This window comes from Chryseobacterium limigenitum (genome assembly GCF_900114875.1).
In the GTDB taxonomy this organism is placed as follows: Bacteria; Bacteroidota; Bacteroidia; order Flavobacteriales; family Weeksellaceae; genus Chryseobacterium; species Chryseobacterium limigenitum.
In genome coordinates this window covers 47,186-70,473 of record NZ_FPKW01000014.1, presented here as the reverse complement: position 1 = coordinate 70,473, position 23,288 = coordinate 47,186, and the positions used below count along the sequence as shown (strand labels likewise).

At 34.5% G+C, this 23,288-nt stretch carries 22 protein-coding genes; 3 read left to right on the top strand and 19 right to left on the bottom strand.

Features of this window, described 5'->3' with window-relative positions; translation table 11 throughout:
- Window positions 1–163 precede the first annotated feature (163 nt).
- From BT156_RS15710 to BT156_RS15700, 3 genes are all read right to left on the bottom strand, one after another.
- On the bottom strand, window positions 164–973 hold the full coding sequence (locus tag BT156_RS15710; RefSeq protein WP_072411443.1) for a glucose 1-dehydrogenase: 810 nt from the start codon (window positions 971–973) through the stop codon (window positions 164–166).
- Between the two features lie 75 nt (window positions 974–1,048).
- Entirely contained in the window at window positions 1,049–1,522 is a 474-nt protein-coding gene (locus tag BT156_RS15705) for a GNAT family N-acetyltransferase (protein WP_072411509.1), read from the bottom strand.
- A gap of 7 nt (window positions 1,523–1,529) precedes the next feature.
- Window positions 1,530–2,147 (bottom strand): DUF1684 domain-containing protein, encoded by a 618-nt coding sequence (locus tag BT156_RS15700; protein WP_072411441.1) that lies wholly within the window; start codon window positions 2,145–2,147, stop codon window positions 1,530–1,532.
- A gap of 265 nt (window positions 2,148–2,412) precedes the next feature.
- Here BT156_RS15700 and BT156_RS15695 point away from each other — a divergent pair, with 265 nt between their 5' ends.
- Window positions 2,413–3,990, top strand: a complete 1,578-nt coding sequence (locus BT156_RS15695) for a GMC family oxidoreductase N-terminal domain-containing protein (protein WP_072411439.1) — start codon at window positions 2,413–2,415, stop codon at window positions 3,988–3,990.
- Between the two features lie 229 nt (window positions 3,991–4,219).
- Here the strand turns inward: BT156_RS15695 and BT156_RS15690 are convergent, their stop codons facing one another.
- The 4 genes from BT156_RS15690 to BT156_RS15675 all read right to left on the bottom strand — a co-directional run bounded on the left by BT156_RS15690 (window position 4,220) and on the right by BT156_RS15675 (window position 9,526).
- The gene (locus BT156_RS15690; RefSeq protein WP_072411437.1) at window positions 4,220–4,621 is read right to left on the bottom strand and encodes a hypothetical protein; all 402 of its coding nucleotides are present in this window, start codon (window positions 4,619–4,621) and stop codon (window positions 4,220–4,222) included.
- Between the two features lie 96 nt (window positions 4,622–4,717).
- A complete protein-coding gene (gene mqo, locus BT156_RS15685) occupies window positions 4,718–6,223 on the bottom strand; it encodes a malate dehydrogenase (quinone) (RefSeq protein WP_072411435.1) in 1,506 nt (501 codons plus the stop codon).
- 297 nt (window positions 6,224–6,520) lie between these two features.
- Window positions 6,521–7,561 carry an NAD(P)H-dependent glycerol-3-phosphate dehydrogenase gene (locus BT156_RS15680; protein ID WP_072411433.1) on the bottom strand — a complete coding sequence of 347 codons (1,041 nt, stop codon included), beginning with the start codon at window positions 7,559–7,561 and terminating at the stop codon, window positions 6,521–6,523.
- A gap of 339 nt (window positions 7,562–7,900) precedes the next feature.
- Window positions 7,901–9,526, bottom strand: a complete 1,626-nt coding sequence (locus BT156_RS15675) for a helix-turn-helix domain-containing protein (protein WP_072411431.1) — start codon at window positions 9,524–9,526, stop codon at window positions 7,901–7,903.
- Window positions 9,527–9,977: 451 nt separating this feature from the next.
- On the opposite strand from BT156_RS15675, the gene BT156_RS15670 reads away from it, so the two are divergent.
- The gene (locus BT156_RS15670; protein WP_072411428.1) at window positions 9,978–11,336 is read left to right on the top strand and encodes a hypothetical protein; all 1,359 of its coding nucleotides are present in this window, start codon (window positions 9,978–9,980) and stop codon (window positions 11,334–11,336) included.
- 375 nt (window positions 11,337–11,711) lie between these two features.
- Here BT156_RS15670 and BT156_RS15665 read toward each other — a convergent pair whose 3' ends face one another.
- A complete protein-coding gene (locus BT156_RS15665) occupies window positions 11,712–12,545 on the bottom strand; it encodes a terpene synthase family protein (protein ID WP_139255498.1) in 834 nt (277 codons plus the stop codon).
- A 254-nt stretch (window positions 12,546–12,799) separates the two neighbouring features.
- A complete protein-coding gene (locus BT156_RS15660; protein ID WP_072411424.1) occupies window positions 12,800–13,816 on the bottom strand; it encodes a terpene synthase family protein in 1,017 nt (338 codons plus the stop codon).
- A 961-nt stretch (window positions 13,817–14,777) separates the two neighbouring features.
- On the opposite strand from BT156_RS15660, the gene BT156_RS15655 reads away from it, so the two are divergent.
- On the top strand, window positions 14,778–15,815 hold the full coding sequence (locus BT156_RS15655; RefSeq protein ID WP_083582372.1) for a M23 family metallopeptidase: 1,038 nt from the start codon (window positions 14,778–14,780) through the stop codon (window positions 15,813–15,815).
- 99 nt (window positions 15,816–15,914) lie between these two features.
- Here the strand turns inward: BT156_RS15655 and BT156_RS15650 are convergent, their stop codons facing one another.
- The 10 genes from BT156_RS15650 to BT156_RS15605 form a co-directional block, all read right to left on the bottom strand.
- Complete coding sequence (locus BT156_RS15650) at window positions 15,915–16,160, bottom strand: hypothetical protein (protein ID WP_185116586.1); 246 nt, start codon at window positions 16,158–16,160, stop codon at window positions 15,915–15,917.
- Between the two features lie 169 nt (window positions 16,161–16,329).
- The gene (locus tag BT156_RS15645) at window positions 16,330–16,953 is read right to left on the bottom strand and encodes a TMEM175 family protein (RefSeq protein ID WP_072411422.1); all 624 of its coding nucleotides are present in this window, start codon (window positions 16,951–16,953) and stop codon (window positions 16,330–16,332) included.
- On the bottom strand, window positions 16,940–17,101 hold the full coding sequence (locus BT156_RS22190; RefSeq protein WP_170857330.1) for a hypothetical protein: 162 nt from the start codon (window positions 17,099–17,101) through the stop codon (window positions 16,940–16,942). The genes BT156_RS15645 and BT156_RS22190 overlap by 14 nt, the downstream gene beginning before the upstream one ends.
- A gap of 526 nt (window positions 17,102–17,627) precedes the next feature.
- Window positions 17,628–18,263: a hypothetical protein gene (locus BT156_RS15635; protein ID WP_072411420.1), complete on the bottom strand. Its 636-nt coding sequence runs from the start codon at window positions 18,261–18,263 to the stop codon at window positions 17,628–17,630.
- Window positions 18,264–18,397: 134 nt separating this feature from the next.
- A complete protein-coding gene (locus tag BT156_RS15630) occupies window positions 18,398–18,976 on the bottom strand; it encodes a Crp/Fnr family transcriptional regulator (protein WP_170857329.1) in 579 nt (192 codons plus the stop codon).
- A gap of 420 nt (window positions 18,977–19,396) precedes the next feature.
- On the bottom strand, window positions 19,397–20,554 hold the full coding sequence (locus BT156_RS15625; protein ID WP_072411418.1) for an MBL fold metallo-hydrolase: 1,158 nt from the start codon (window positions 20,552–20,554) through the stop codon (window positions 19,397–19,399).
- 14 nt (window positions 20,555–20,568) lie between these two features.
- Entirely contained in the window at window positions 20,569–21,222 is a 654-nt protein-coding gene (locus BT156_RS15620) for an NAD(P)-dependent oxidoreductase (RefSeq protein WP_072411416.1), read from the bottom strand.
- 56 nt (window positions 21,223–21,278) lie between these two features.
- The gene (locus tag BT156_RS15615) at window positions 21,279–21,689 is read right to left on the bottom strand and encodes an Rrf2 family transcriptional regulator (RefSeq protein ID WP_072411415.1); all 411 of its coding nucleotides are present in this window, start codon (window positions 21,687–21,689) and stop codon (window positions 21,279–21,281) included.
- 66 nt (window positions 21,690–21,755) lie between these two features.
- The gene (locus tag BT156_RS15610; RefSeq protein WP_072411413.1) at window positions 21,756–22,706 is read right to left on the bottom strand and encodes a hypothetical protein; all 951 of its coding nucleotides are present in this window, start codon (window positions 22,704–22,706) and stop codon (window positions 21,756–21,758) included.
- A gap of 125 nt (window positions 22,707–22,831) precedes the next feature.
- Window positions 22,832–23,266, bottom strand: a complete 435-nt coding sequence (locus tag BT156_RS15605) for an FKBP-type peptidyl-prolyl cis-trans isomerase (protein WP_072411411.1) — start codon at window positions 23,264–23,266, stop codon at window positions 22,832–22,834.
- Between the last annotated feature and the right edge of the window lie 22 nt (window positions 23,267–23,288).

Genomic DNA, 23,288 nt, shown 5'->3' with positions numbered 1-23,288 from the left:
GTGAATTCACTTTTCACAATTGATATTCAAATGACTACTATCTCTACTTCGACTGCAATGCGCCCCGGATTGAACGGCCTGTCTGAGCTCTTTTTGTAAGCCCCGGAAAATGCAAGGGCACAAAAAAGCGAGTAGTGAAAGCCGGAAATGTGCGCCAAAATAATTATCCTCCCGTTGAAAAGCTTTCAAAAGTCGTCATTCCGCCGTCTACAAAAATACTTGTCCCTGTGATGTAATCTGCGAGATCGCTCGCTATAAACGCAGCCAGATTTCCGATGTCCTGCGGTTGCCCGATTCTGTTGTACGGAATTAAATTAAGAAGAGAATTCAACGCTTCCGGAGTACTCCACGCATCCTTATTGATCGGCGTTTGAATCGCTCCCGGACAAATGGAATTCACACGAATTTTATCCGCGCCATATTCCTGAGCCAACGTCTGCATCAACATTCTGATTGCGCCTTTACTCGAAGCGTAATTCGCATGACCCGCCCAAGGAATGATCTCATGAACCGAACTGATATGAATGATTTTTCCGCAGGCAATAGAGCGTGTAGGATCAATTCCGCGACGGAGAAATTCTTTGACGGCTTCTCTTGCGCAAAGAAACTGACCTGTAAGATTGATTCCGATCACGGTATTCCATTGATCAAGCGTCATTTCTGTGAATTTGGCATCTTTTTGCACTCCGGCATTGTTCACAAGGATGTCTACTGTCCCAAATTGCGAAACTACATCCTGAAACATTTTTACCACCTGATCTTCCTTGGAAACATCACATTGATAGGTAATTCCGTTTCCTCCGGCATCTGTAATTTCTTTTAAAACAGCTTTGGCTTCGTCTGTAGATCTTTCCGAAGAATGATTCACAATAATTGTTGCGCCCGCTGATGCCAGTGATTTAGCGACTCCTGTTCCTATTCCGCTTGAAGCTCCGGTAACGACAGCTACCTGATTACGAAGTGATATTTCCATGTTTTATTATTTGATGTTACTCAAAGTTAGCAGAAAGTATCACGCCAAACGGGAAATTTTACAATTAAATTTTTCTTAAAGTTTCTTATACATCAGATATTGAGGTCCGCTTCTGCCCATTCTGCTTTTGCCGTCGTACAAATATCCAACTTTAATATAAAGCTTGTAAGCAGCGGAATTATTTTGGTTTACAGCTAATACTATTTCATCGCAGTTTTTGAAATTTTCTCTTACAAAATCATCAATCAGAATCATGGAAGCTTTTCCGATTCCTCTGCCTTGACATTTTGGATTGATTGATAAAGATCTCAATAAAGTGGAATTTGGATTATCCGTAAGATCAAGTTTATCTTCTCCGAAATCTAATGTAAAAAAACCTACCGCTTTTTTATCCTCAAAAATCGTTATAGGAAATTCTAAGCCGGTATTGCGATCTTTAATCCTATTTAGAGCAAATTCTGCTGTTGATGTATATTTTAACTGAACTTCATCTAAAGTATAACTGACTTCAGATAAGTCTTCCCGTTTGAAAAAATTTAACTTGATCATATCAGATTTAATGATGATAAATATCTTCATACATAACGCCTGCACGAATTTCCACTGGAAGTTTATTTTCCTCAGGAACTATCGGACAGTTGTAATCGTAAGCATTGTAAGCGCAAAATGGCTGATAAGATTTATTAAAATCTAGAACAATGGTATTTCCTTTTGGAATGGTGAGATCCATATATTTTCCGCCGCCGTAAGTTTCTTTTTCATTCGTCAGATCTCGGAAAGGAAGGAAAAGATAATCCCTATATTTCTTTTGTTTGATTAAATCTAAGCTTTGGTATAAAGTCAAAGTATAGGGTTTTCCGTCTAATTCGAAGGTTACCTTTCCGTATTCTCTGTAAGATTTTGTTTTTCCGGATGATGTCGGAAGATCAAAAGGTTTGGGATTTTTAGTTTTTACAAATTTTGCGGTGACCTTATATTTTGGGCTAAAAGGAAAGAAAGGATGCCCTTTGAAATTGGTAAAATTATCTCCACGCAAAGGCGTTTCCTTAGAATTAAGATATTCTGCATTCAGGTCTTCCTGAAATTTTTTCACCTCCATTACATCTTTCGAAACCATTTTTTGAGAAAAAACAAACAATGGAAACATCATCATGATCAATATGTATCTTTTCATAAACTCATTTAGTAATTAAAATTTAAAACTATGAAATTTTAATTTGATAAAGATTAAAAATATATTACAAAGCACCTTTTTTTCTTTAAAAATAAAATTCATTAAACAAATTTAAATAAAGATCATTCAAAATAAAAATTCAAAATAAAAATTCAAAATAAAACCGATATGGATACAAATAATTAAAATTTTAATAAGAGATAAAATCAAATTAATCCTTTAGCATGTTTTTTGGATAAAGAGAGTAGAAAAGCATAGCAAACAAATGAACAGAAAAAAATTTATTCAATCCAGTATGCTTGCCGTTGGTGGTTTTTATTTTTTAAATTCTACTTTTTTTAAGGCAGCACAACCGAAATCTATCAAGCAGAAAGAAATTGAAGCTCCTATCATCATTATTGGTTCCGGCTATGGAGGTGCAGTTTCTGCATTAAGACTTTGTGAAGCAGGAAAAAAGGTGCTTATATTGGAGATGGGACTTAACTGGGAGAAATCGGGAATTCCTTTTTCTAATTTGCTGAAACCCGGAAAAAGTGCTGCCTGGCTGAGAAAGAAAACAATCGCTCCGTTTATGAATCTCTTCAATCTAACTCCTTTTACAGGAGCATTGGACAGACTGGAATTTGAAAATATCAACATTTGGATGGGAAGAGGTGTTGGCGGAGGTTCTTTAGTAAACGGCGGAATGGCTGTAACTCCAAAGGAAACTTATTTTAAAGAAGTTTTCCCCAATCTTGACGCTACAAAATTTTATGATTTTTATTTTCCATTAGCCCGAAAAGAACTTAAAGTGAATGTAATTGATGAGCAGTTTTTAAATGACTGCCCTTACTATAAATTTACAAGAGTTGGTGAAGAAGAAGCGCACAAAGCAGGCTTTAAAACGATGAGAGTTCCGAATGTGTATGATTTTAAATATATGGAAAAGGAATATAAAAATGAAGTTCCACGTTCTGCACTGAATACAGAAGTTATTTATGGAAATAATTATGGTAAAAACAGTTTAGACAAAACTTATCTTAAAAAAGCTTTAGACACCGGAAATCTTGAAATTCTTGATCTTCATTATGTTGACAATATTAAACTTAATTCAGATAAAACCTACACGCTGAATGCTCAAAACATCAACACTTCAGGAGATGTGGTTGCGGAAAAAGTTTTTCATTGCAAAAAACTGATCTTGGCTGCCGGAACAATGGGAACATTGAAACTTCTGCTCCGTTCTAATGCAATGAATGATTTTCCGATTGGTCAAAAAGTAGGAAAAAACTGGGGAAACAACGGAAATTTTATGACCGGAAGAAACTTTGTAAATCCTTTACACGGGGGAACAGGAGCCCAACAATCTACGATTCCTGTCGGAGGTGTTGATAATTGGGATGATAAGGAACATCCGTTTTTTACCGAAATTGCTCCTCTTCCAATGGGAATGGATGTAGCAACCGCCTTATACCTCTTAATTAACAGAGTTGACAAAAAAGGTCAGGTTTCTTATGATAAAATCAATAAAAAAATAGTGTTGGATTGGGATAAAACTAACACAGAAAAGATGAAAGAAAATACTGATTATTTCATCAAAAAAATGAATAAAGCCAATGGAGGAACAAGGGCTCACCTACTTTTTGACAATGGTTTTGGGGCAAATATATGCTATCATCCGCTCGGAGGATGCGTTTTAGGAGAAGCAACCAACGAATATGGAAAATTAAAAGACCATGATAATCTGTACGTTTTGGATGGTTCTTTAATTCCCGGAACGATTGGTGTGAATCCTTTTGTGACGATTGTCGCAATCTCAGAATACTGTATTGAAAATCTTATTAAACAAAATGAATTTGCTTAAATTATTTTTCTGATTTAAAATTATTAAGATATTTTTCAACTTCAATAGATTAATAGAGTTGATTTCTTTTGCTTGATATTTTTATTTTTTTAACCGCAAAGATCGCAAAGTTTTTTTCTAATCTAACCGTTTCTAAATTCGCAAAGGCGTTTGACTACGGCGAATCTTCGATTTCACTCGGCGAAATTCACTAATATTTCTCAATTATAAAATTGAGAATAATGTTAGCTTAATATGCTTCTGAAATTTTTACACGATAAACATCCAAAGAATTTCTTTTAATAGATTCTACAAAAAAGCCGCCTTCTTCGGGAATTACTTCCATCAGGTCAAAGCTTTTACAGTCTTTCGGAAGTCCTGAAAATATTAAGGTAAACCAAAAATCTCTCATAAAAGGAACAACCGTCCAGTTTGGAGATATGGAAATATTTTCTGCGTGGATCAATTTACTTTTATGATCAGAATTATTATCAAAAAGATACGTTGAATTCCAAATTCTGATCAAATTACCCAAAAACGGAGATGCGGGAAAACAGCAATGCACAATTACCTGCTTCTCTTCTTCTATTTTTGTCTGAAGAGATTCCAGTAATTCTTTAGCAATAACAGGTTTTACAAGCGTGTCTGACATTTTCTTTATAATGAATAATTAATAATGGGCAATAAGTAATAGCTAACTGCAAAATTAATCATTTATTACTCATTGCCCATTGCTTGTTACCTATGTTTAATATTCTAATTCTAGTTTCTCTTTAGAATAATTTCTCACTTTTTCGGTCAGCTCAGGATTTCCGGCCAATTTTTGTCCGTAAGAAGGAATTATTTCCAATAATTTGTCTTTCCATTCTCCATTAAGCTTTTCCGGGAAACATTTTTCAAGAACATTTAACATTGCGTAAGCAGCTGTGGATGCTCCGGGAGATGCTCCTAATAATGAAGCTATTGTTCCGCTTTTATTTACAACGACTTCAGTTCCAAATTCTAACTTTCCACCGTCTTTTTCATCTTTTTTGATGACCTGAACTCTTTGTCCTGCCACTTTCAATTCCCAATCTGCTTCGTTGGCATCTTTTACAAATTCTCTTAAATGCTGTATTCTCTGAGCTTTAGTCATGGCAACCTGCTGAACAAGATATTTCGTTAAAGGAATATTATGCCACCAAGCTCCAAATAAAGATCTGATATTTTTAGTATTAACACTTTCGGGAAGGTCAAGATAACTTCCTTCTTTCAGGAATTTCGTTGAAAAACCTGCAAAAGGGCCAAAAAGCAATGCTTTTTTACCATCAATAATCCTTAAATCCAAGTGTGGAACAGACATTGGCGGTGCATCTACAGTTGCCTGCGTGTACACTTTTGCCTGATGCTTTTCTACCAATTCCGGATTGTGAGTTACCAGCCATTCTCCTGAAACGGGAAAACCTCCATAACCTTCACTTTCTTTGATATCCGAACTGTCCAACAATGGAAGCGCGTAACCTCCGGCTCCGATAAATACAAAATCTGCAACCACTTCCTGTTTGTGATTGTGAATTCTGTCTTTCACCTTCATTTCCCATTGTCCGTTTTCTCTGGGATCAATATCTTTTACTTCATGATACAAGAAAACCTCAACATTGGAATCTTCAAGCAAATGTCTTCCCATTTTCCTTGTTAAAGAGCCAAAATTCACGTCTGTTCCCATATCCATTTTGGTGGCAGCCATTATTTCAGACTCATTTCTTTTGCTCATTACCAAAGGAATCCATTCTCTCAGTTTGTCGTGATCAGTAGAAAACTGCATTCCTTTAAACAGAACAGATTCTGACATTTTATCGTGACGTTTTTTTAAATATTCAGCGTCTTTTTCACCGAATACCAAACTCATGTGCGGACAAGAATTAATAAAATCTTTTGGCTCCTGAATATATCCTTTGGTTAATAAATACGACCAAAACTGCTTTGAAATCTCAAACTGTTCTGCAATGCTTTCTGCCTTAGAAATATCTATTGTTCCGTCCGGTTTTTCAGGGGTATAATTAAGTTCACAAAAAGCGGAGTGACCAGTACCTGCATTATTCCAGGCTGCGGTACTTTCTTTAGCAAACCTGCCAAGCCTTTCGAAGATTGCGATCTCAAGATTGGGATCAAACTCATGTAATAATGTAGCTAAAGTGGCACTCATAATTCCGCCACCTATTAGTACAACGTCGTATTTTGGTTTCGGTGTTCTGCTCGTAAGCGATTGTGACATAATTCTAAATTTTATATCAAATTTCGGGAAAAGTTTTAAGAAAAAGGACTGCTTTAAAGATTTTAACAGGTTAATTTTTAGAAAAAAAAATATTTTAATTATTCGAAAAATATAATGGAAATTATCTATTCTGCCCGATTGGGATGATAAATTTAATGTAAAAAAAATAGGTGAAATTTATCAAAAAAATAATATAAAAACCTGATTTCGCTACGGTTTAATAATGCTAAACACATTTGTAATAGACATTTCAACCTTAGCGAAACCGAAGTTTCTGTATTTTGATCTAAATTTTCCCTAATTCAATTTTGCAGTCAGTTTTTTGAACTGTTTTTCTGCATTTTTACCTTCATATAAAATTCCGTAAATCGTATCTACAATCGGAAGTTTAAGATTTTTCTGTTTTGCTGTTTTATAGATAGAATCTGCTGCGTAATAACCTTCCGCCACCATGTTCATCGACTGGATCGCGGATTTTACGGTATATCCTTTTCCGATAAGGTTTCCTAAGCTTCGGTTTCTTGAAAATAATGAATAGGCCGTTACCAATAAATCACCTAAATAAGCACTTTCGTTAACATCTCTCGGTGCTTCATAGATCGCCTCCAGGAAAATTTCCATTTCACGGATCGCGTTGGATACAAAAACAGCCGTAAAGTTATCTCCATAACCTAATCCACTTGCAATACCTGCACCGATCGCGAAAATATTTTTAAGAATCGCGCTATATTCGTTCCCCAAAACATCTTTACTAGAATGTACTTTTATAAAATCTGAATTGAAAATATTAAACAATTTCTCAGAAACCTCATCTTCCACAGTTGCTATGGTAAGGTAAGAAAGCCTTTCCATCGCCACTTCTTCTGCATGACAAGGTCCTGCAATTACTGCCTGATTTCTAAAACCAATTTTAAATTCGTCTCTTAAATAATGGGCAACCACGTCATTCACTTTAGGAATAATACCTTTGATTGCTGAAACGAAAATTTTGTCTTTATAATCACAATTCATTTTATCTAATGTATCAGATAAATAAATTGACGGTGTCGCCAAAACAACAATATCACAGGCAGAAACCAACTCGTTGATATCTGTTGTTAATTTTAAATTTTTAAGATTGAAAGTTGCCGCAGTAAGATAGTTCGGGTTATGGCCACGAAGCTCGATTGCTCCTTTCACAAACTCACTCCTTACGCACCAATGCACTAATTTACAGTTCTCAACAAGCATTTTTACAATTGCTGTTGCAAAACTTCCACTTCCCACAACACCCACGGAAACTTCCTTTTTATTCTTTTTAGGATTTGAAGATTCTGAAATTGTTTTCTTTTTCGTCATAATTGAAATGTGAACTGCAAATATATTAAAACAAAGATTCAACAAAGCTTTTCCAGCAACGATAAACGTTATTTTCTGAAAAAATTAACACTTCAACATAATTAAATATCTAATTGAACGTTAATTACAGAAACAACTAAAGTTTTGTTAAAAAAGATATCGTGTAGAGTTTGTTCATTTTGTACCAAAGCTTATTAATTTACTGTTGATTCTAATACAATCTGCTGAATTTTTTTTACGTCAGTTTTCATATTAAACTTATCAAATTTACATTTCATATATCGCGAAGTAAAATCATCATGAGTAGATAATAGAATTTGGCAGTCCATAAAATCGTTTCTAACAAGTTTTTTCTACATCATTTTGTAGATCAATTTTTAATTGATCAATGAAATAAGATGGAGTCATTCCAGTTTCTTTTTTGAATGCTATCCCAAAAACATCTCGTGAGGCAAAGCCACAGTACTCGGATAAATAAGAAATCTTATATTGTCTGAATATGGGTTCTTTATATAATACTTTGACAAGATAGTGTATTCTAAGACCATTAAGATAATTATTGAAATTTTTGCCTTTATGCTGATTGATTATCGTTGAAAGATAATTGGGATTGGTATCAAACGAGCTGGCAAGATAAGAAAGGTTCATATCTTTTTTAAGGAAACGTTCTGACTTTTCAAACTTATCCAGTTTTAATAGTAACTGATTGATGGTGTTATCATGAATGTAAGATTTCCTTTCAAATTCTATTGTCTTTAGATCCGTATTTTGTTCAAAAACCAAAATCTTTTTATCCTTATATTTAAGTTCCGTGATGATTTTTTCATATCTGGAATGCAGTACCTTTTGGTTTCTTCGCCACAAAAAGAATATAAGGATTGCCAATGCAGCAGCAACGCCCCCGATGATTACAAGAATTATAGTCAGATTATCTTTATGATCATCCTCTTTTTTTTCTATCAAATTTTTAACAGGCTCGTTGATAGCTACTTCCTGGGCATCAAGGATACTGTCATTAAGCTTCATATAAAGTTTGGTATACTTTGAAGAATTCTCGGCATCTCCCTTTTCTGAATAAGATTTGTATAATACTTCATAAAGGTCTCTTCTCACGGTGGCTTTACTGTTGTTTTTTTCAAAAATCAGACCTTTATAGGCATATACAATACAACTGTCATATCTTTTCTGATCATATAAAAGCCACGACATTTCATTATGGACTATAAGTGGTGTTTCTTTCGTTATCCCAAACTTTTTACATACATCAAGAGACTTATGAAAATAATTCTCTGCCTCGTCCGCCCTATTCTGCTGGTTACTGATTATACCCAAATTTAGATAAAGGAAAGACAATATCCGGTTTTTCTTACTCTTGAATTTATCACTGTCATCAACTTGTTTGAGCGCCCATAATTCTTTCAGATAGTATTTTTTTGTTGGCCCTGGAAGAAGTGACTTATTTCTCATGGCTACATCAAAAGCTAAAATGCCATATATGGTAGCTAACTGAAGATATTTTTCATTGCTTTTCGGAACTTTATTGTTATATTCCAGAGCTTTGTTTAAATAACTACGCCCTTCATCAACTAATCCCAAGTTTGAATAAGCTGTGCCCATACTAGTATAATATTGAGCTAGATCATAGCTGTTTTTTACGGTACTGATCAACACATCATTTTCTTTCCCCAGTGAAATCATTTCTTTATATTTTCCGAGAGAATGGAGATTCGACATTATTAACAAATTGCAATTAAAAACACCTAAATCAAAATTGATTGCTTTGGCCTTTTTTTTAATCTCTTTGGTCATGTTCATAATCGCTGTAGGATTATCTGTGTACTGTAAATCTTCCAGCTTGTCAATTTCTTTCTGTACAGATTCCTGAGTATACTTTTCTTGTTTTTTCGGGCCGGAGCAATTAACTGCAAAAAAAAGAAATAATAGAAGCTGAAAAATTCTTGTCATGTGTATTAATAGATTAGATCAGTGAAATATCTTTATTGTTTATATAAAAAATAAGAAAAATATTTACTTTTAATAAAGTACTTTTCAAAGATAAATATACATTTAATTAGGGTTCCCTGACAAGTGCTTTTTTCAGCAAATGCAGCAGTCATTTTTAGGTAAAGTATTCACATATATTGTCAGCATTAAAAATTTGATTAAACAAAAAAGGAATCTCAATGATCCGTTTTTCGTTTTATAATTTCACGGTTAATCTCTTGGTTTACCATCCACTCAAAATGCTGATTTACAAAATATGAATACTGTAAATCAGATTTTTAACAATATTTATGGTTTATGGGATTTATGAATTCCTATTCTCTATCTTTTGTCAGAAGTTCTGTACAACATGTATTTTTGCGAAAAAATTTATCGGCAAAGCTGAGTTAATAACCAAACAATAACTAATACTATGAAAAAAAACTTTTTATTATCAGGAATCTTATTCGTCTCAGGATTAGCTTTCTCGCAGGTAGGTGTTAACACAGCAACGCCTCAGGCTACACTAGATGTGGTAGGGAAACCTACAGTTATTTCATCTCTGGATGGAGTGATAGCTCCAAGACTTACAGGAGAGCAATTAAGAGCAAAAAGCTATACTGTTTTGCAACAAGGAGCTTTGGTTTATGTAACAGCTGCAGATATTGCTCCGGCAGGACAAACGGTAAATGTTATCAATGCAGGCTATTATTATTTCGATGGAACATTATGGCAGACCGTGAAATCTTCTACCAACATTTACAATACCGATGGTTCCTTAACTAATAGCCGTACTTTAACGCTTAACGATTTTTCTTTAAATTTCACAGGAACAAACCAAACATCTACATGGGATCCCGATGGCAGGATTATTGTACAAAACCTACTGACCAATGGTGGTGAAGCTACTATTGGTTTTTTAGGAGGAAACGACAGCAATTTTTATATCCAGCAGTTCAGAAACGGAGATGCTCAGATGTTAGCAAGTGGAAACAGTACCCGACTTGTCCTTGGGACCGGCTCTACGACATTGCCTTCTGATATAAGTTTTTCTACAACTCCGGGAGGTAACGTGGCAGGACAACTAAGAATGTTCATTACACCTATTGGAAACGTGAAAATAGGAGATAACAATGTAGGAACAGAAAAACTGGATGTAGATGGTATCGCAAGAATACATCAGTTACCACTAAATGGTGCAGCAAATGCACATAACACAACAAGCTCAGGCGGCTTATCAGCAGTTCAAGATCAAACCTTCACAGCGACCAGAACTGTTGTTGCAGATAATAATGGAGTTCTAGGATATGTAAATTCTTTACCCTCAGATGCAGGAACATCCAGAGCAGTTGTAATTACAAACGCACCGGGAACACAAAATGTAGGAGGTCAGTTTATACCTAATGCGGCCATTGGTCAATTTACCAATGAGAGTCTTGATGTATATAATGCCTGGAATAATAATGTTTTTACGGTTCCTGCAAATATGGGAGGTATTTATATAATAGTTATGCAAAATTCTAATACCCATGTTAGCACAGGAACGGCAACACCTACCTGGCATACCGCAGCTTATTATGAAAAAAGTACTGATGGCGGAACAAGCTGGAATACAATGATTAGACACACCTATGCTGACCTGGCAGGTACAATTGTAGATAATGGCAATACATTATACTGGACAGGCTTCCTGAATGTAGGAGATCAAGTACGAGTGCGTTTCAGTTGCAATGCTACAACAAACAATATTGTGAATTATGGAGGACTTTCTATAACAAAACTTGCCCAATAATATAATACATTTTTTAGTCAATATATAATCTTACACAAGATTAAAGTCTATGTGTATAATAACTATCTTATCACAGAGCTAATTCGCAAAAGTATAACACGACATATCTAGCCAGAGAAATCTATTCCAATAATCGAGTATCATATGTAGATAATTGAAATGTTTAATCTCATAGGTTTTGCGCATAAAAAACCTGTTTATTAATTGAATTATAAGGATATATCAGAACCGACAATTCCAAAACTAAAACAGCATCAATATTGATGCTGTTTTAGTTTTGGAATTGTTAGTTGATTATTTTACCACCATATTATATATCATTATATATCATTATATATCATTATATATAATTTTTGTAACGGAACAAGTTATAATCTAAAGTGATGTATCTTCGGTTTCTCTATCTGGCCATGCAAAGCATTCGGGATCATAACGATTTGTATCTACTAGGTAAAAAGTATTCAGACCTTGTATCAGACTGCCCCAGCCTAGGAACAACTGTTTTACTTCTTCATGATACTTACCAAAATCAGGAAGGTCTTCCTGTAAAGCAACAAGTTCTGCAAGATCATCGTCATGAATTTTCATGGCTCTAGACAAGGCATCTTCCAATGACAAGTTATAGTTTCTCTGTAAGACGATAACGATATTCATTACTTCGGTATCCTTGCTTAGTTCTTTTTTCAATCCCTGGATATCATTCTGCCAGGCAATAATTCTGGACCATACAGATCGAACACGCTGTATCACAGGATGGCGCTCTACCTCTTCTGTTAAAAAGGTATGAAACTCTGCATCAACCAAATAGAAATAAGGAAATATTACAATTGAATATTCACGGAGTACTTTAAACAATGCAAGTGAAGGTACTGTTTGGGTTGCCTTATAAGTTGCCTCTTCCTGAGCACCATATCTTGTAACGGTGTAAAAAGTATCTGCCAGGCGTTTCATCCATTCATCAGGCATAAAAGCTCGAAATTCATCTCTGATTTTGGCGGCCTGGATGAAATAACCGGGATCTTCCGGAGTAAGGCTGTCTCCTCTGAATATTGCTACGAGTCGGTCGCAATATCTACTGACCTCTTCTTCGGTTGCATATTCAAGCTGATCATCAAATATGGTATGGAAAACAACATACCGATGCATAGGTGTAACGCGCTCATAACTTGCATAAGGATACATTCTTGCCGAACACCTGTGCAGGTTCATGCTCTTGTATCGTTCACGTATATTTTCAGATAAATATACATAATCAGTATCAATCCAGCTTCTGTAATCAATACCCATTTGTTCCACATTCGGATTGATTTTATCTGGCCAAGGGTAATAACCTTGAGGCAGGTAATTCGACGGGTTGTAATCTTCTGGTTTCATTTTTTTTAAAATTAAAGTGATAAAGTGATGTTTGATAGTTTGTTATTATGATAGAATATTTTAAATTAAAAATATTCTTTTACGAAGTATTATTGAACCTGATTCAGCTTTGCCTTTAGTTCTGCTGCCTCAGGAAATTCAGCTGCGGTATAACGGTCCAGTTTTGTAGATATATTTTTCCATCCGCTCAAAACCATGCTCATATAATGTACCCAGTTGATCACCGCGTCATGCCAGATCCCAAAATCAGGAAGATTGGCTTGTAGTTCTAAAAATTCTTTCAGATCTTCATTGTGAAGACGTAAATCTTCAATACAAGCTTCTTTGAGTGACATCTGCCGTTCGTGTTGGATCACTTTTACGATATTGTAGTAAATACTGTCAGTTGCTTCATCCTTCAGTACAGATTGTACTTCATTAAAAAAAGTGACCAGATGACAGGCAAGTGTTTGCAGGCGAATGATTACAGGATGCGCGTGAATCTCCGGTGGAAGTACGATTCCCGTTTCTAACTCCGTAAGCTGTAGAAAGGGATAGAGACAGATAGAATTTTCACGCAATGCAATACATTCGCTCACACTGGGATAGGTTTTATTTTTCTTGTATTTTAATTCCGTTTCTAATCCTGTAAAATACCTGCTGATCATTTGCGTAAAACGGGCAACAGATTCCTGTGGGATAAATTCCAAAAGCTCTTCTCTTAAAGAAGCAAGCATAGGTCCTAAAGGTATTCCTGAATCCTTAGTGGCTATTTCACCTTTCAATACCGCAATAGACTGAGTGTGTACATATCCGATATTTTCCGGCTCACTTTCTTCATAAAGATCGTCATTGTACAAAGTCCAAAGCATTAATCTGCAGATGGGTTTGAACCGTTCAGGTGGTGCTGTTGGAAACCATTGGGCTGCAATATGTGCTGTTTTGGTTTTTTTGTACTTTTTCCGAAGGTCGGGGTTCTGCTCATACAACCAAAGATATTCTCCGTCGATCCATTGATTTTCGGTAATCTGTTGTAAGTGTTCGGCATAGGGGTTTTTTAATGTCGGGAACGGGTACCTGAACTGTTGGCGAAGGAGTTCAAGGGTACCAAAATTTTCATTGTCCATATTGTGTGAGTTTGGTTTAGTTTTTCTACACTAATATAAAACTTTATTTAATAATTATTGCAATTTATTTCACACAACTATGATTATTTATGTTAAAATATTTTTAATTTCTATTATATTGAGAATCACAAATAAATTTCGCCCTAAGGATACTTTCAGTGTAAATTCTTTTAAAGACCTCATATTATTGAATTTTATATTTTTATTATGTATTCAACCCATGATCGTTTAACTATCTAAAAATCAAAGAACTTTATTTGATATCTTAATGGACTTTGATCTGAGGTCGATAAGAAAAATAATCCTCTTCATTATTTAATTCTACAAATTTCTTAATGATATTAAAATCATTTATTGATGAATAAATTTCAAAATTCGAAAAGCAATATTGGTACAGATTATATTCTATTAATTTTTTATCACTTAAAAATTGTATCGTACTATGTAAATCTTTTTGCTCTGAAAAAATATTCTTGATCCAAAATAATTATAATTAGATTTTTACTAATAGGAAATATTATTTCAACACCTGCCTCCCAGAAACCTTTATAAAAAGATACTTTTTCTTTATGATGGGGTTTTAAAAGTAATGGCTTGTCTCATGTTAAAATATCATCTTGTGTATAATAAAATAAAGCCAAGGTATTTCTTACAAAAGATTTACCTCTAGAAATAAAAAATGTAATTAAACAATCTGATTGCATTTTTTGTAAAAAGAAGTTATATTAAAATTTTTCTTTAGGTTTGAAAAATTAAAAAAATGAACACTAAAAATGAATATTTATCGTTTTCTTATAAAAATAAATTTGGTAAAGATGGCATCACTAAATATTGCTATTCATAAAATTTAAACAAAATGAACTAAATACAGTGAATATTTGTCAAAAATAACCCTTAAAACTTATTTTTAATTAAATTTGCAAGCTTAAAACCGTTTTTTTAATATACTAAGAGAAGAAATATGAAGAAATTTCTAAGCAGCAAGAAGAACGTAAACATCCTTCTGGGAGGACTTTTATTAGTAGTTTTTGCACAAGGGATTTTCATAGCCAAATTATTTTCTGACAGAGATGATAAAACCTATGAAGTGAACCTTGTAAAAATAAACACTGAAAAAGACAGTGTAGATTACTTAAAAATGAAAACAGATTTAGGTCTTGTAGATCAAACTGTTGCTCAACTCAATTCATTCTTAAAATCAAAAGACATTTCGAATGAAAAGCTAACAACCCTTAGCAAAGACAGTATTTCAAGTTCTGTTTATCTGGCAAAACAATCTAACCGATATAGTCAGTATTTAATGGACTTACAGAAAAAATTAATGCAAGTTCCACTGGGAATGCCTACTGAAGGCCATATCTCATCAAATTTCGGTATCAGAAAAAACCCTATTCCTTTTAAAACTGTTTACGCATCTGTAAGATCGGGTGCGCCTTCAGAATCTAAACCTGCCGCTGTTGTCGCAGCTGCAAAACCTGAAGTAAAGGCAGAACCCGTTGAAAAAACAATCGAATTAACCGACAGCTACGGAAATAAAAGAGAAGTAAAAGTAATGGTGACGCCAAAATCAGCTCCTGTGGCTTTGGCTCCTGCAAGTACTTCTACAAAGTCTATTGCCAGTAATTCAAGTTCAGGATCTAAGGCTCCTGTTGTTGAAAAAAATAATCCGCCTGCTGAGGCTGATCAGATGCAGTTTCACAAAGGGTTGGATATTGGTGTAGCTTTTGGTTCTGATGTTATCGCAACTGCTGCTGGAACTGTAATTTTCTCAGGACAGAAAGGAGGTTACGGAAACTGTGTAATTATTTCTCACGGAAATGGATTGGCTACATTATACGGACATTTATCTCAATTGGTAGCGAAAGTTAATGAAAAAGTAAAAGTGGGTCAGGTAATTGCAAAATCCGGAAATTCGGGACGTTCCACAGGACCGCATCTTCATTATGAAGTACACAAAAACAATACTCCGGTAAATCCGAAATTGTTTATGAATTTATAGAAAAGCTTACTTTTTATAGAGTTTCGGCGGCACCTTTGGTGCCGCCGAAACTTGTTCATATCAATAAGAAAGAATTACTGTAAGATTTTAATTGTTCATTTAAAATGGTCTAATATACTTCCTTATTACTTTTTCTTCTTTAGCTGTCAGTTCTAATTGTCTTTGTAAATACAAAGCACTGGTAATTACTTCTTCTTTTTTATGATGGTTGTAAACTATCACAGATAGTTTCACCATATACTCCTTTTTAAGGGAAAGAACATTTACAAAAGAAATGATATTACTGTTCTCTTTTGTAGTAGCTGTTAAACCCAAGATTAGTGAAAGATTTAGATTCTGTAACATTTCTATACTCAAATCGCTTTGCGTTCGGGAGGGAAATCGAAGCACAATAGCCGATATTATTACTAAAGTTTAATTGAAAAACTGCCGTTGAGTTTTGCACTTCTGCCTGTCTGACGCAAAACCCGTGTTAAGCGTTAGTGTTTTTCTGTTAAGTTTCCATGTTAACAGATTATGCTGTTATGTTTTCCTCTTTAATGCTTATGCTAAGTATAAGCCATATTCCCCATGAAGAAGCAACAATAATAAATGCTGTTAGCGGGAACCAAAAAGAAAGCAAAAAGGCAAATAAATACAAACCAAAGCCCATGCGAGTAGTCATTATTCCAGCTCTTATTTTTTCTATATTAACTGAAGGTTTAAACAATGACTGAGGATGGGTATAGGTATATTGTATAATATTCCATGCGATATTATTTAATAATGAAGCGGCACAGTATAACGTGATGGCAGGTTGAGCAATATCCGTTTGCAAATATTCGGCTATAGCCATTGTTGGAAACGGCAATATTATAATTGCCATGAGCAATAACCCGTTTGCGTAGGTGAATTGCGGTGATGTCTTTCCAAATGATTTTAATGCGTGTGAATGGTTTACCCATGATATCAATATGGTAATGAAGCTAATGAAAAAAGCTAACCAGGATGGCCAGGAATGAGCAAGTGCATCCCATAATTCTATTTTAGTGTGAATGTTTTCGATAGGTGGTATTTTAATTTCTATAATAAGTAAGGTAATGGCAATTGCAAATACTCCATCGCAAAATGCTTCAAGTCGGGAATTAGGATTGTGCATACTGTTTTATAATTTCTGATTTTACTTTATCGATTTCTTTGGCAATGAAATGCCCCATATTTCCTGCCGAAATTTGTTTGCCTTCACTTTTTGGAAAGTAATTTTCTTGAAATAAATAGTTCCCATCGGCATCGCCTTCTACTACCATTGTTGGGCAAATGAAAAAATAATTGATTTCCAAAGATGCAATATTGGTGTAGGCTTCCTAAATCTCTGCGTAAGGTTTTGCTATCGTGTAAAGTAAGCTCAGAACCGCCAACTAAAATTAAACGTTAATTATCATCACAAAAACATTCTCATTCCAAACCATACATTTTGCCGTGTCGTCTAAAAATTGGGGATTGCTACTAAAAACCAATGCAATATAAAAGTCCATAGATTTTTGAAGGTCTTTTACTGCCAAATTGATAAATACTTGTTTGCCATTTTATATCTTTTTCGTTGTCAAATCTAATATCTCGATTTTTGCATGTTGATAAGTGGTACTCTACAATTTCCGCTAACGTTTAGGGGCTTTGCAATGGTGGGGCAACCGAAGCATAAATCTTCAATTTTGTACAAAAGTTCAATTGAAAAGCTACGGTTGAACCTTGTACAAATGCCTAATCGAAGCCGTTCCGCACCGCTTTTGGCAATACCTTGTGAGTTGCCTTCTTAATCTGTTATAAAAGTGATTAAGCAGTCTTTGTTTTTCTACTGTATCGCCATACAAAATACCACGTAACTAAAATTTGAAAAAGAATAATTGTTGGTAGAATAAATGGATATTCTTGAAATGGTTTCAGTGAGTCGCCACCACCTAACATTAATGGCAAATCTGTAATATTAAATATCACAATAACAGCTAATAACGCTTTACTGCCTTTGAAATACCACCAACAAAATAATCCATACAAAAACTCTAATGCAAAATTTAGCCAAGGGTAATCAAGAATTCCCAAACCCCAAACTGGTGTAGCTGAAAACGGAGAAAGTTGAATGTCTTTTTCATGAAAAATCATATCGATAACTATGTGTGATAATACACCAATTGCGATGGCAGCAGCAAGTTTTCGATTTTTGTAGCCCCAATTAATAATAGCAAATGAAATTAATGCCGCCACCACAGCACCAAATACAGAATGCGAATATGGCAAATAATCAAGGTGTACTTTTCCGCCTGAAATGGAATAATATTCCCAACCCAAGTAATTAAATAATACCCAAAATAATTCTATCAACTGTACTGAAACCAGTAATAAAATCATAGGTGCTGTTGGCACTTTTTTTTTAATGAGCAAGGCTGTTGCTGCGTGATTGATTGCATACATAATTGTAAATCTTATAGTTTGTTAGTAATAAATTTCCTTCGTTCCATTTTCATTTTTTCAATTATTAATTGATGGAACAAAAATAAAACTACCTTAACAATCAAAACGATAACAAAAGATAAGAATTAAAAATACTACTTCTTTAAAATCCTATTTCTAATCCTGCTTAATGAGACAGGTGTAATTCCTAGAAATGTAGCAATTTGATGTTGTGGTATTCTGTTTATCAGATCGGGTCTATTATTCAAGAGATTTACATATCTTTCTTCTGGTGTGTCTAAAATTTGTGAAGTGTATAATTCGTGTAATGAAACAAAGCGCTCTTCTAAAACTTTTCTAACAAACTCATTCATTTTTGGTAATTCAGTATAAAGCTCCTGTGAGGCTTTATCCGAAATAGTAAGTATTTGGCAGTCTTCCAATGTTTCAATTGAATGTCTGCTTGGTTTTTTAGAAATGAAACTGTCATAAGCACCAGCAAACATTTTTTCGGTAAAAAAATAAGCAGAAATATCCTTCCCGTCTTTTGTATAAAATAGACGAATACAACCGCTGATAACAAAGTAAATTTCCTTTGCCGTAATGCCTGCTTCCAAAAGTATGGTCTTCTTTTTTATGTTTTTGGGCACAAAGTATTTCATTACTATTCCCAGCTCTTCGTCCGTGAAGCTGGTTAGAAGTTTTATAGAATTGATTATGTTTTGGTCTATCATATTTTTGGTCTGTATCATCAAATAGGGTTGCTGCTAACATTTCGGAGCCTTGCACTCGGGAGGGAAACCCTGCCCGTAGGCAGGGAAGCACAAAAGCTGAATTTATTACTAAATTTCATTTGAAAAACTACCGTTGAATTTTGCAATCAGTCCGCCAACGCAAAACCTGTGTTGAACTAAACCTTCGGTGGTTTTTCGAAATTCGCTATTCTATTATTGTATTTTTAATTTGATTAAAAATACAATAATAATGGTTAAAAAAATTGCAACAACAATTAAGGAGAACAAATTTTTAATATTGGCAACAACTAAAGTTCCATTCAACGGGCTTTTCCAGATACATTATAAGATAGTAATAATTTGTAAGGCTTTTTTGCTATTGTAGTGTAGATGCTGAATTGGACTAAATCCATTCATCATTTACATTTTTAATCTTCCTTTAAGATGCTCTGACGAACCATCTTTTTTCAGAATATTTGAATAGATGATATTTTTATTATAATCCTGAACATTCACAACATTCATACCGATTTTAGGCTCCTTCCAATAGACCATAAAAACATTTTTAGAAACTTCTACTGCAGTATATTCAACCGTATCCGAAATTCCACCTGCTCCGACAAAAGACATGGTTTTATTGTCTTTAAAGTCTAAAACAAATTGAGCGGTTCCAAAGTTCACTTCCACTTTTCGTCCGATGGCAGGATAAGGTGATCTTAAATCCCAATTCATTTCTCCTAAGAAGACTTTCGCTCCCATCGCCAATTCATCTTTTCCAGGAAGACCTGGATATTTATTAACCATAAAATTGACAATAGATTCTGAAGTTTTATTTTCTGTGACTGCTTTTTTATAGTTTTCAAGATAATTTTTAACAAAATCCAACGAGTTTGGAGAAAGAGTCAGTTTTGCAAAATGAGAAGGTACAACCTGTGTAGGATTTAATGCCTTCATGGCATCAATTTGCTCTATCCATTCGTCAATAGCTTTTTGATTCTGTGTATCGGCCATCCAGAGGTGAGAATCTACAGAAACTGAAATTCCGCCGACAACCGTTTTCAAAGAAGGAATCCAAAGAAAACTATGCGCTGAATCATTAACATTTTGTTTGATCTCTATTTTATTTCCTTCCAAATCAGGAATTGAGTTTACTGCTTCCGGAACAATAATTTCTGAAGGTGCATCTTCTTTCAATTGGGGTTTCCAAACTGCCATTTTATCATCTTTTGAAGCTGAAATAAGATAAGCAGTCTGTGCTGTGGAAATTATTTTCACATTTGGAAAAGCTTTTTTGATAACATCCAAACCGAAATAAAAATCAGGATCGCTGTGCGAAATAAAAACTGTTTTCAGATTCTTTCCAGTCGCTTTTATTTCCTTGATAAGCTGTTCAGCATATTGCTTTTGAAACTGAGCATCAATAAGAATTGCATCTTTATCTCCATAAATGATGGTTGAAGTGATCGGAAAAATCGCTTTCGAACCCGGATTATAAACTTTAATCTTCAAATTTCCCGCAAATACAATGCTTACAAAACCCAATAAGACTATTAATGATAATAATTTCTTTCCTAACATAATGATCTTTTTAATTAATAAGCAGCTGTAAAACGTTCACGAATATGGTTATTTTGCTCTAATTCATCAACCAAAACTACCGCAACATCTTCTACAGAAAGGATGCTTCTACCCTCTTCATTCAAAACAGGAGTTTCTAAAGAAGTTCTGTATTTACCCGTTCTTGATCCTACATTTGCCTGATTCATTTCAATAGCAGGGCTAAAGAATGTCCAATCCAATGTGCTGTTTTCTTTGATCTTATTTAAATAGTCTCTTGCCGCTGTCGCACCAGGTTTGTACGCCTCGGGAAAATCCGGAGTGTCTACAATCTGAACGCCATCCGCAATGTAAAGACTTCCAGCTCCGCCTACTGTAATAAATCTTTTAACACCCGCTTTTTCAACTGCTTTTTCGATGTTTTCAGAACCTGTAAGGAAATCGTTATAAAGATTTGGATTCGTCCAACCCGCATTGAATGTGCTGATCACCGCATCACTTCCTTTTAAGGCTTCCGATAGTTCATCTATGTTATTTACATCGATACTTTTTGCAGACACTTTATCATTCTGCTCCACTTTAGATGCATCTCTTACGATAGCTTTTACCGCATATCCTCTGTTTGCTAACTCGTTTACGACTTGAGTTCCTACAAATCCTGTTGCACCAATTACTGCTACTTTTTTCATAATATTTATTTTAAATTAATTGTAATAAAACTTGTTACATTTATGGATAAAAAATTTTAATCGAACTGATCAGTGAATTCTTTCAATGACTTATTTCCTAAAAACTTTACTACTAATTGATCTGTTTCAACAAACAAATCATTCAGATGATTATTGATCTCTCGGCCGACACTGCAAAAGGGATTCGGGTTATTGTTCTTCTTTCCTAACACTTCAGAATTCTTTACTGCTGAATAAATTTCAGAGATTGTAATTGAACCTGCACCTTTTGAAAGCTGACTTCCACCCTCTTTGCCCTGTCTGCTCGTGATTAAACCCGCTTCTCTAAGAACGCTGATCTCTTTACGAACAACCGCCGGATTTATATTGATGCTACCCGCCATCCACTCAGAAGTTAACCACTCCTGCGGGCTTTTGGCCAGTAAGGTCATAATATGTATCGCCGTAGCAAATCTTGTATTGTTCATCTTAATTACATGGCAAAGATAAACAAATTTTCAAATGTAACAAATTTTATTACAGTTAAATTTTTCTTAAAGAATTAATTTATCCAAATCCAACAGCAAGTAATTGATATTTTGATTGATCGTTCTTGTAGCCGACTGCATTTGATTCAGCATTGCAGCCCGATTATGAAGATCATCAGCTCTGTAATAACCTCCATCACTGAAAATAACCGACTGATCTGCTTCCGTTTTACTATCATCAAACTGATAATGCAGCCATCTTTCCTTCATATTCTGAATAATAGAATGAGTTTCTTTATTCGAAAACTTTTTCTCAGTATACATATACCAAATGAATGGCGGAAAATTCGGAGACTCCAGTTTTTCTTTCCAAATATCTCGTAAAAGATTTCTCGTGTGTACAAATTCAACTTTTTTACCTTTCGGATTTAATGTTGCTAAACCAAAACCTGCTCCTAAAGCCCCACCCCCAATGTCAATTGCACTGCTCCATGCATCATCTTTTACAATTCCTCCTGCGATAGATGCGGCAGCTCCTGCGACAATTGAATATAAAATCAGTTTATTATTTTTAGAATCATTAAGATTATCAACATAATTTCCAATTTGAGCGACACGTTCTCCTTCACAGTCGAATTCTGCGGCTACCGCATCTAATTCGGTTAAAGAAATGGTTATTTTACTATTAATCCTTGTTTTAAGCTGTAAAACTTTAACCTGAGAAGCCAGTGATGAATCTTTTTTAAGTTCCATGATTTTATGCACCTCATTCAGATTATCCAACGCATTTAAAATCAAAATACTCTGGTCAGAAAACATGGGCTTAAGGTCTTTATTCGCCAATAAAATTGAGTCTGAATTATATGAAGGTAATTTATTGGAATAATTATATTGAAAAGGAGCCTTGCAATAGCTGTCTTTCAAGGTAAGAATATTCTGCTTTATTGCCTGGTTTTTCTTGGAAACACAGGAAGTTATTAAACTAAAAACAGTGAAAAGGTAAAATATTTTTTTCATCCAGGTTTGTTTTACTTGCCTACAAGCTAGAATTAAACTTTGCTTGATTAACCCAATACGAATATAACAAAATAAAAAAATTTACCCGAAAATCAGGTAAATTTTAATTTATATGTAAGGTAAAATTATTTAATTCCCAACAATTCCACAATGAAGACAAGTGTACTGTTTGGCCCAATTTCTTTGCTTACTTCCTGCTCTCCGTAAGCCAAATGTGGAGGAATAATCAATCTCCATTTGCTTCCTACAGGCATTAGCTGTAATGCTTCCGTCCAACCTTTAATTACTTTATTCAAAGGGAAAGAAGCCGGTGTTCCTCTTTTTACAGAGCTGTCGAAAACTTTTCCGCCAATTGTAGTTCCATGGTAATGGCATTTAACCATAGATTTAGGACCCGGTTTTACACCGTCTCCTTCGGTAATGATCTCATACTGCAAACCGCTTGGTAATTGCACTACGCTTTCTCTTTTACCGTATTCTGCCATATATTCCCTACCATCATTAAGATTTTTCTCAGCTAATTCTTTTTTACGTTTAAATAATAAATCTGCTACTCCCATAATTTAATTTTTTACAAAGATA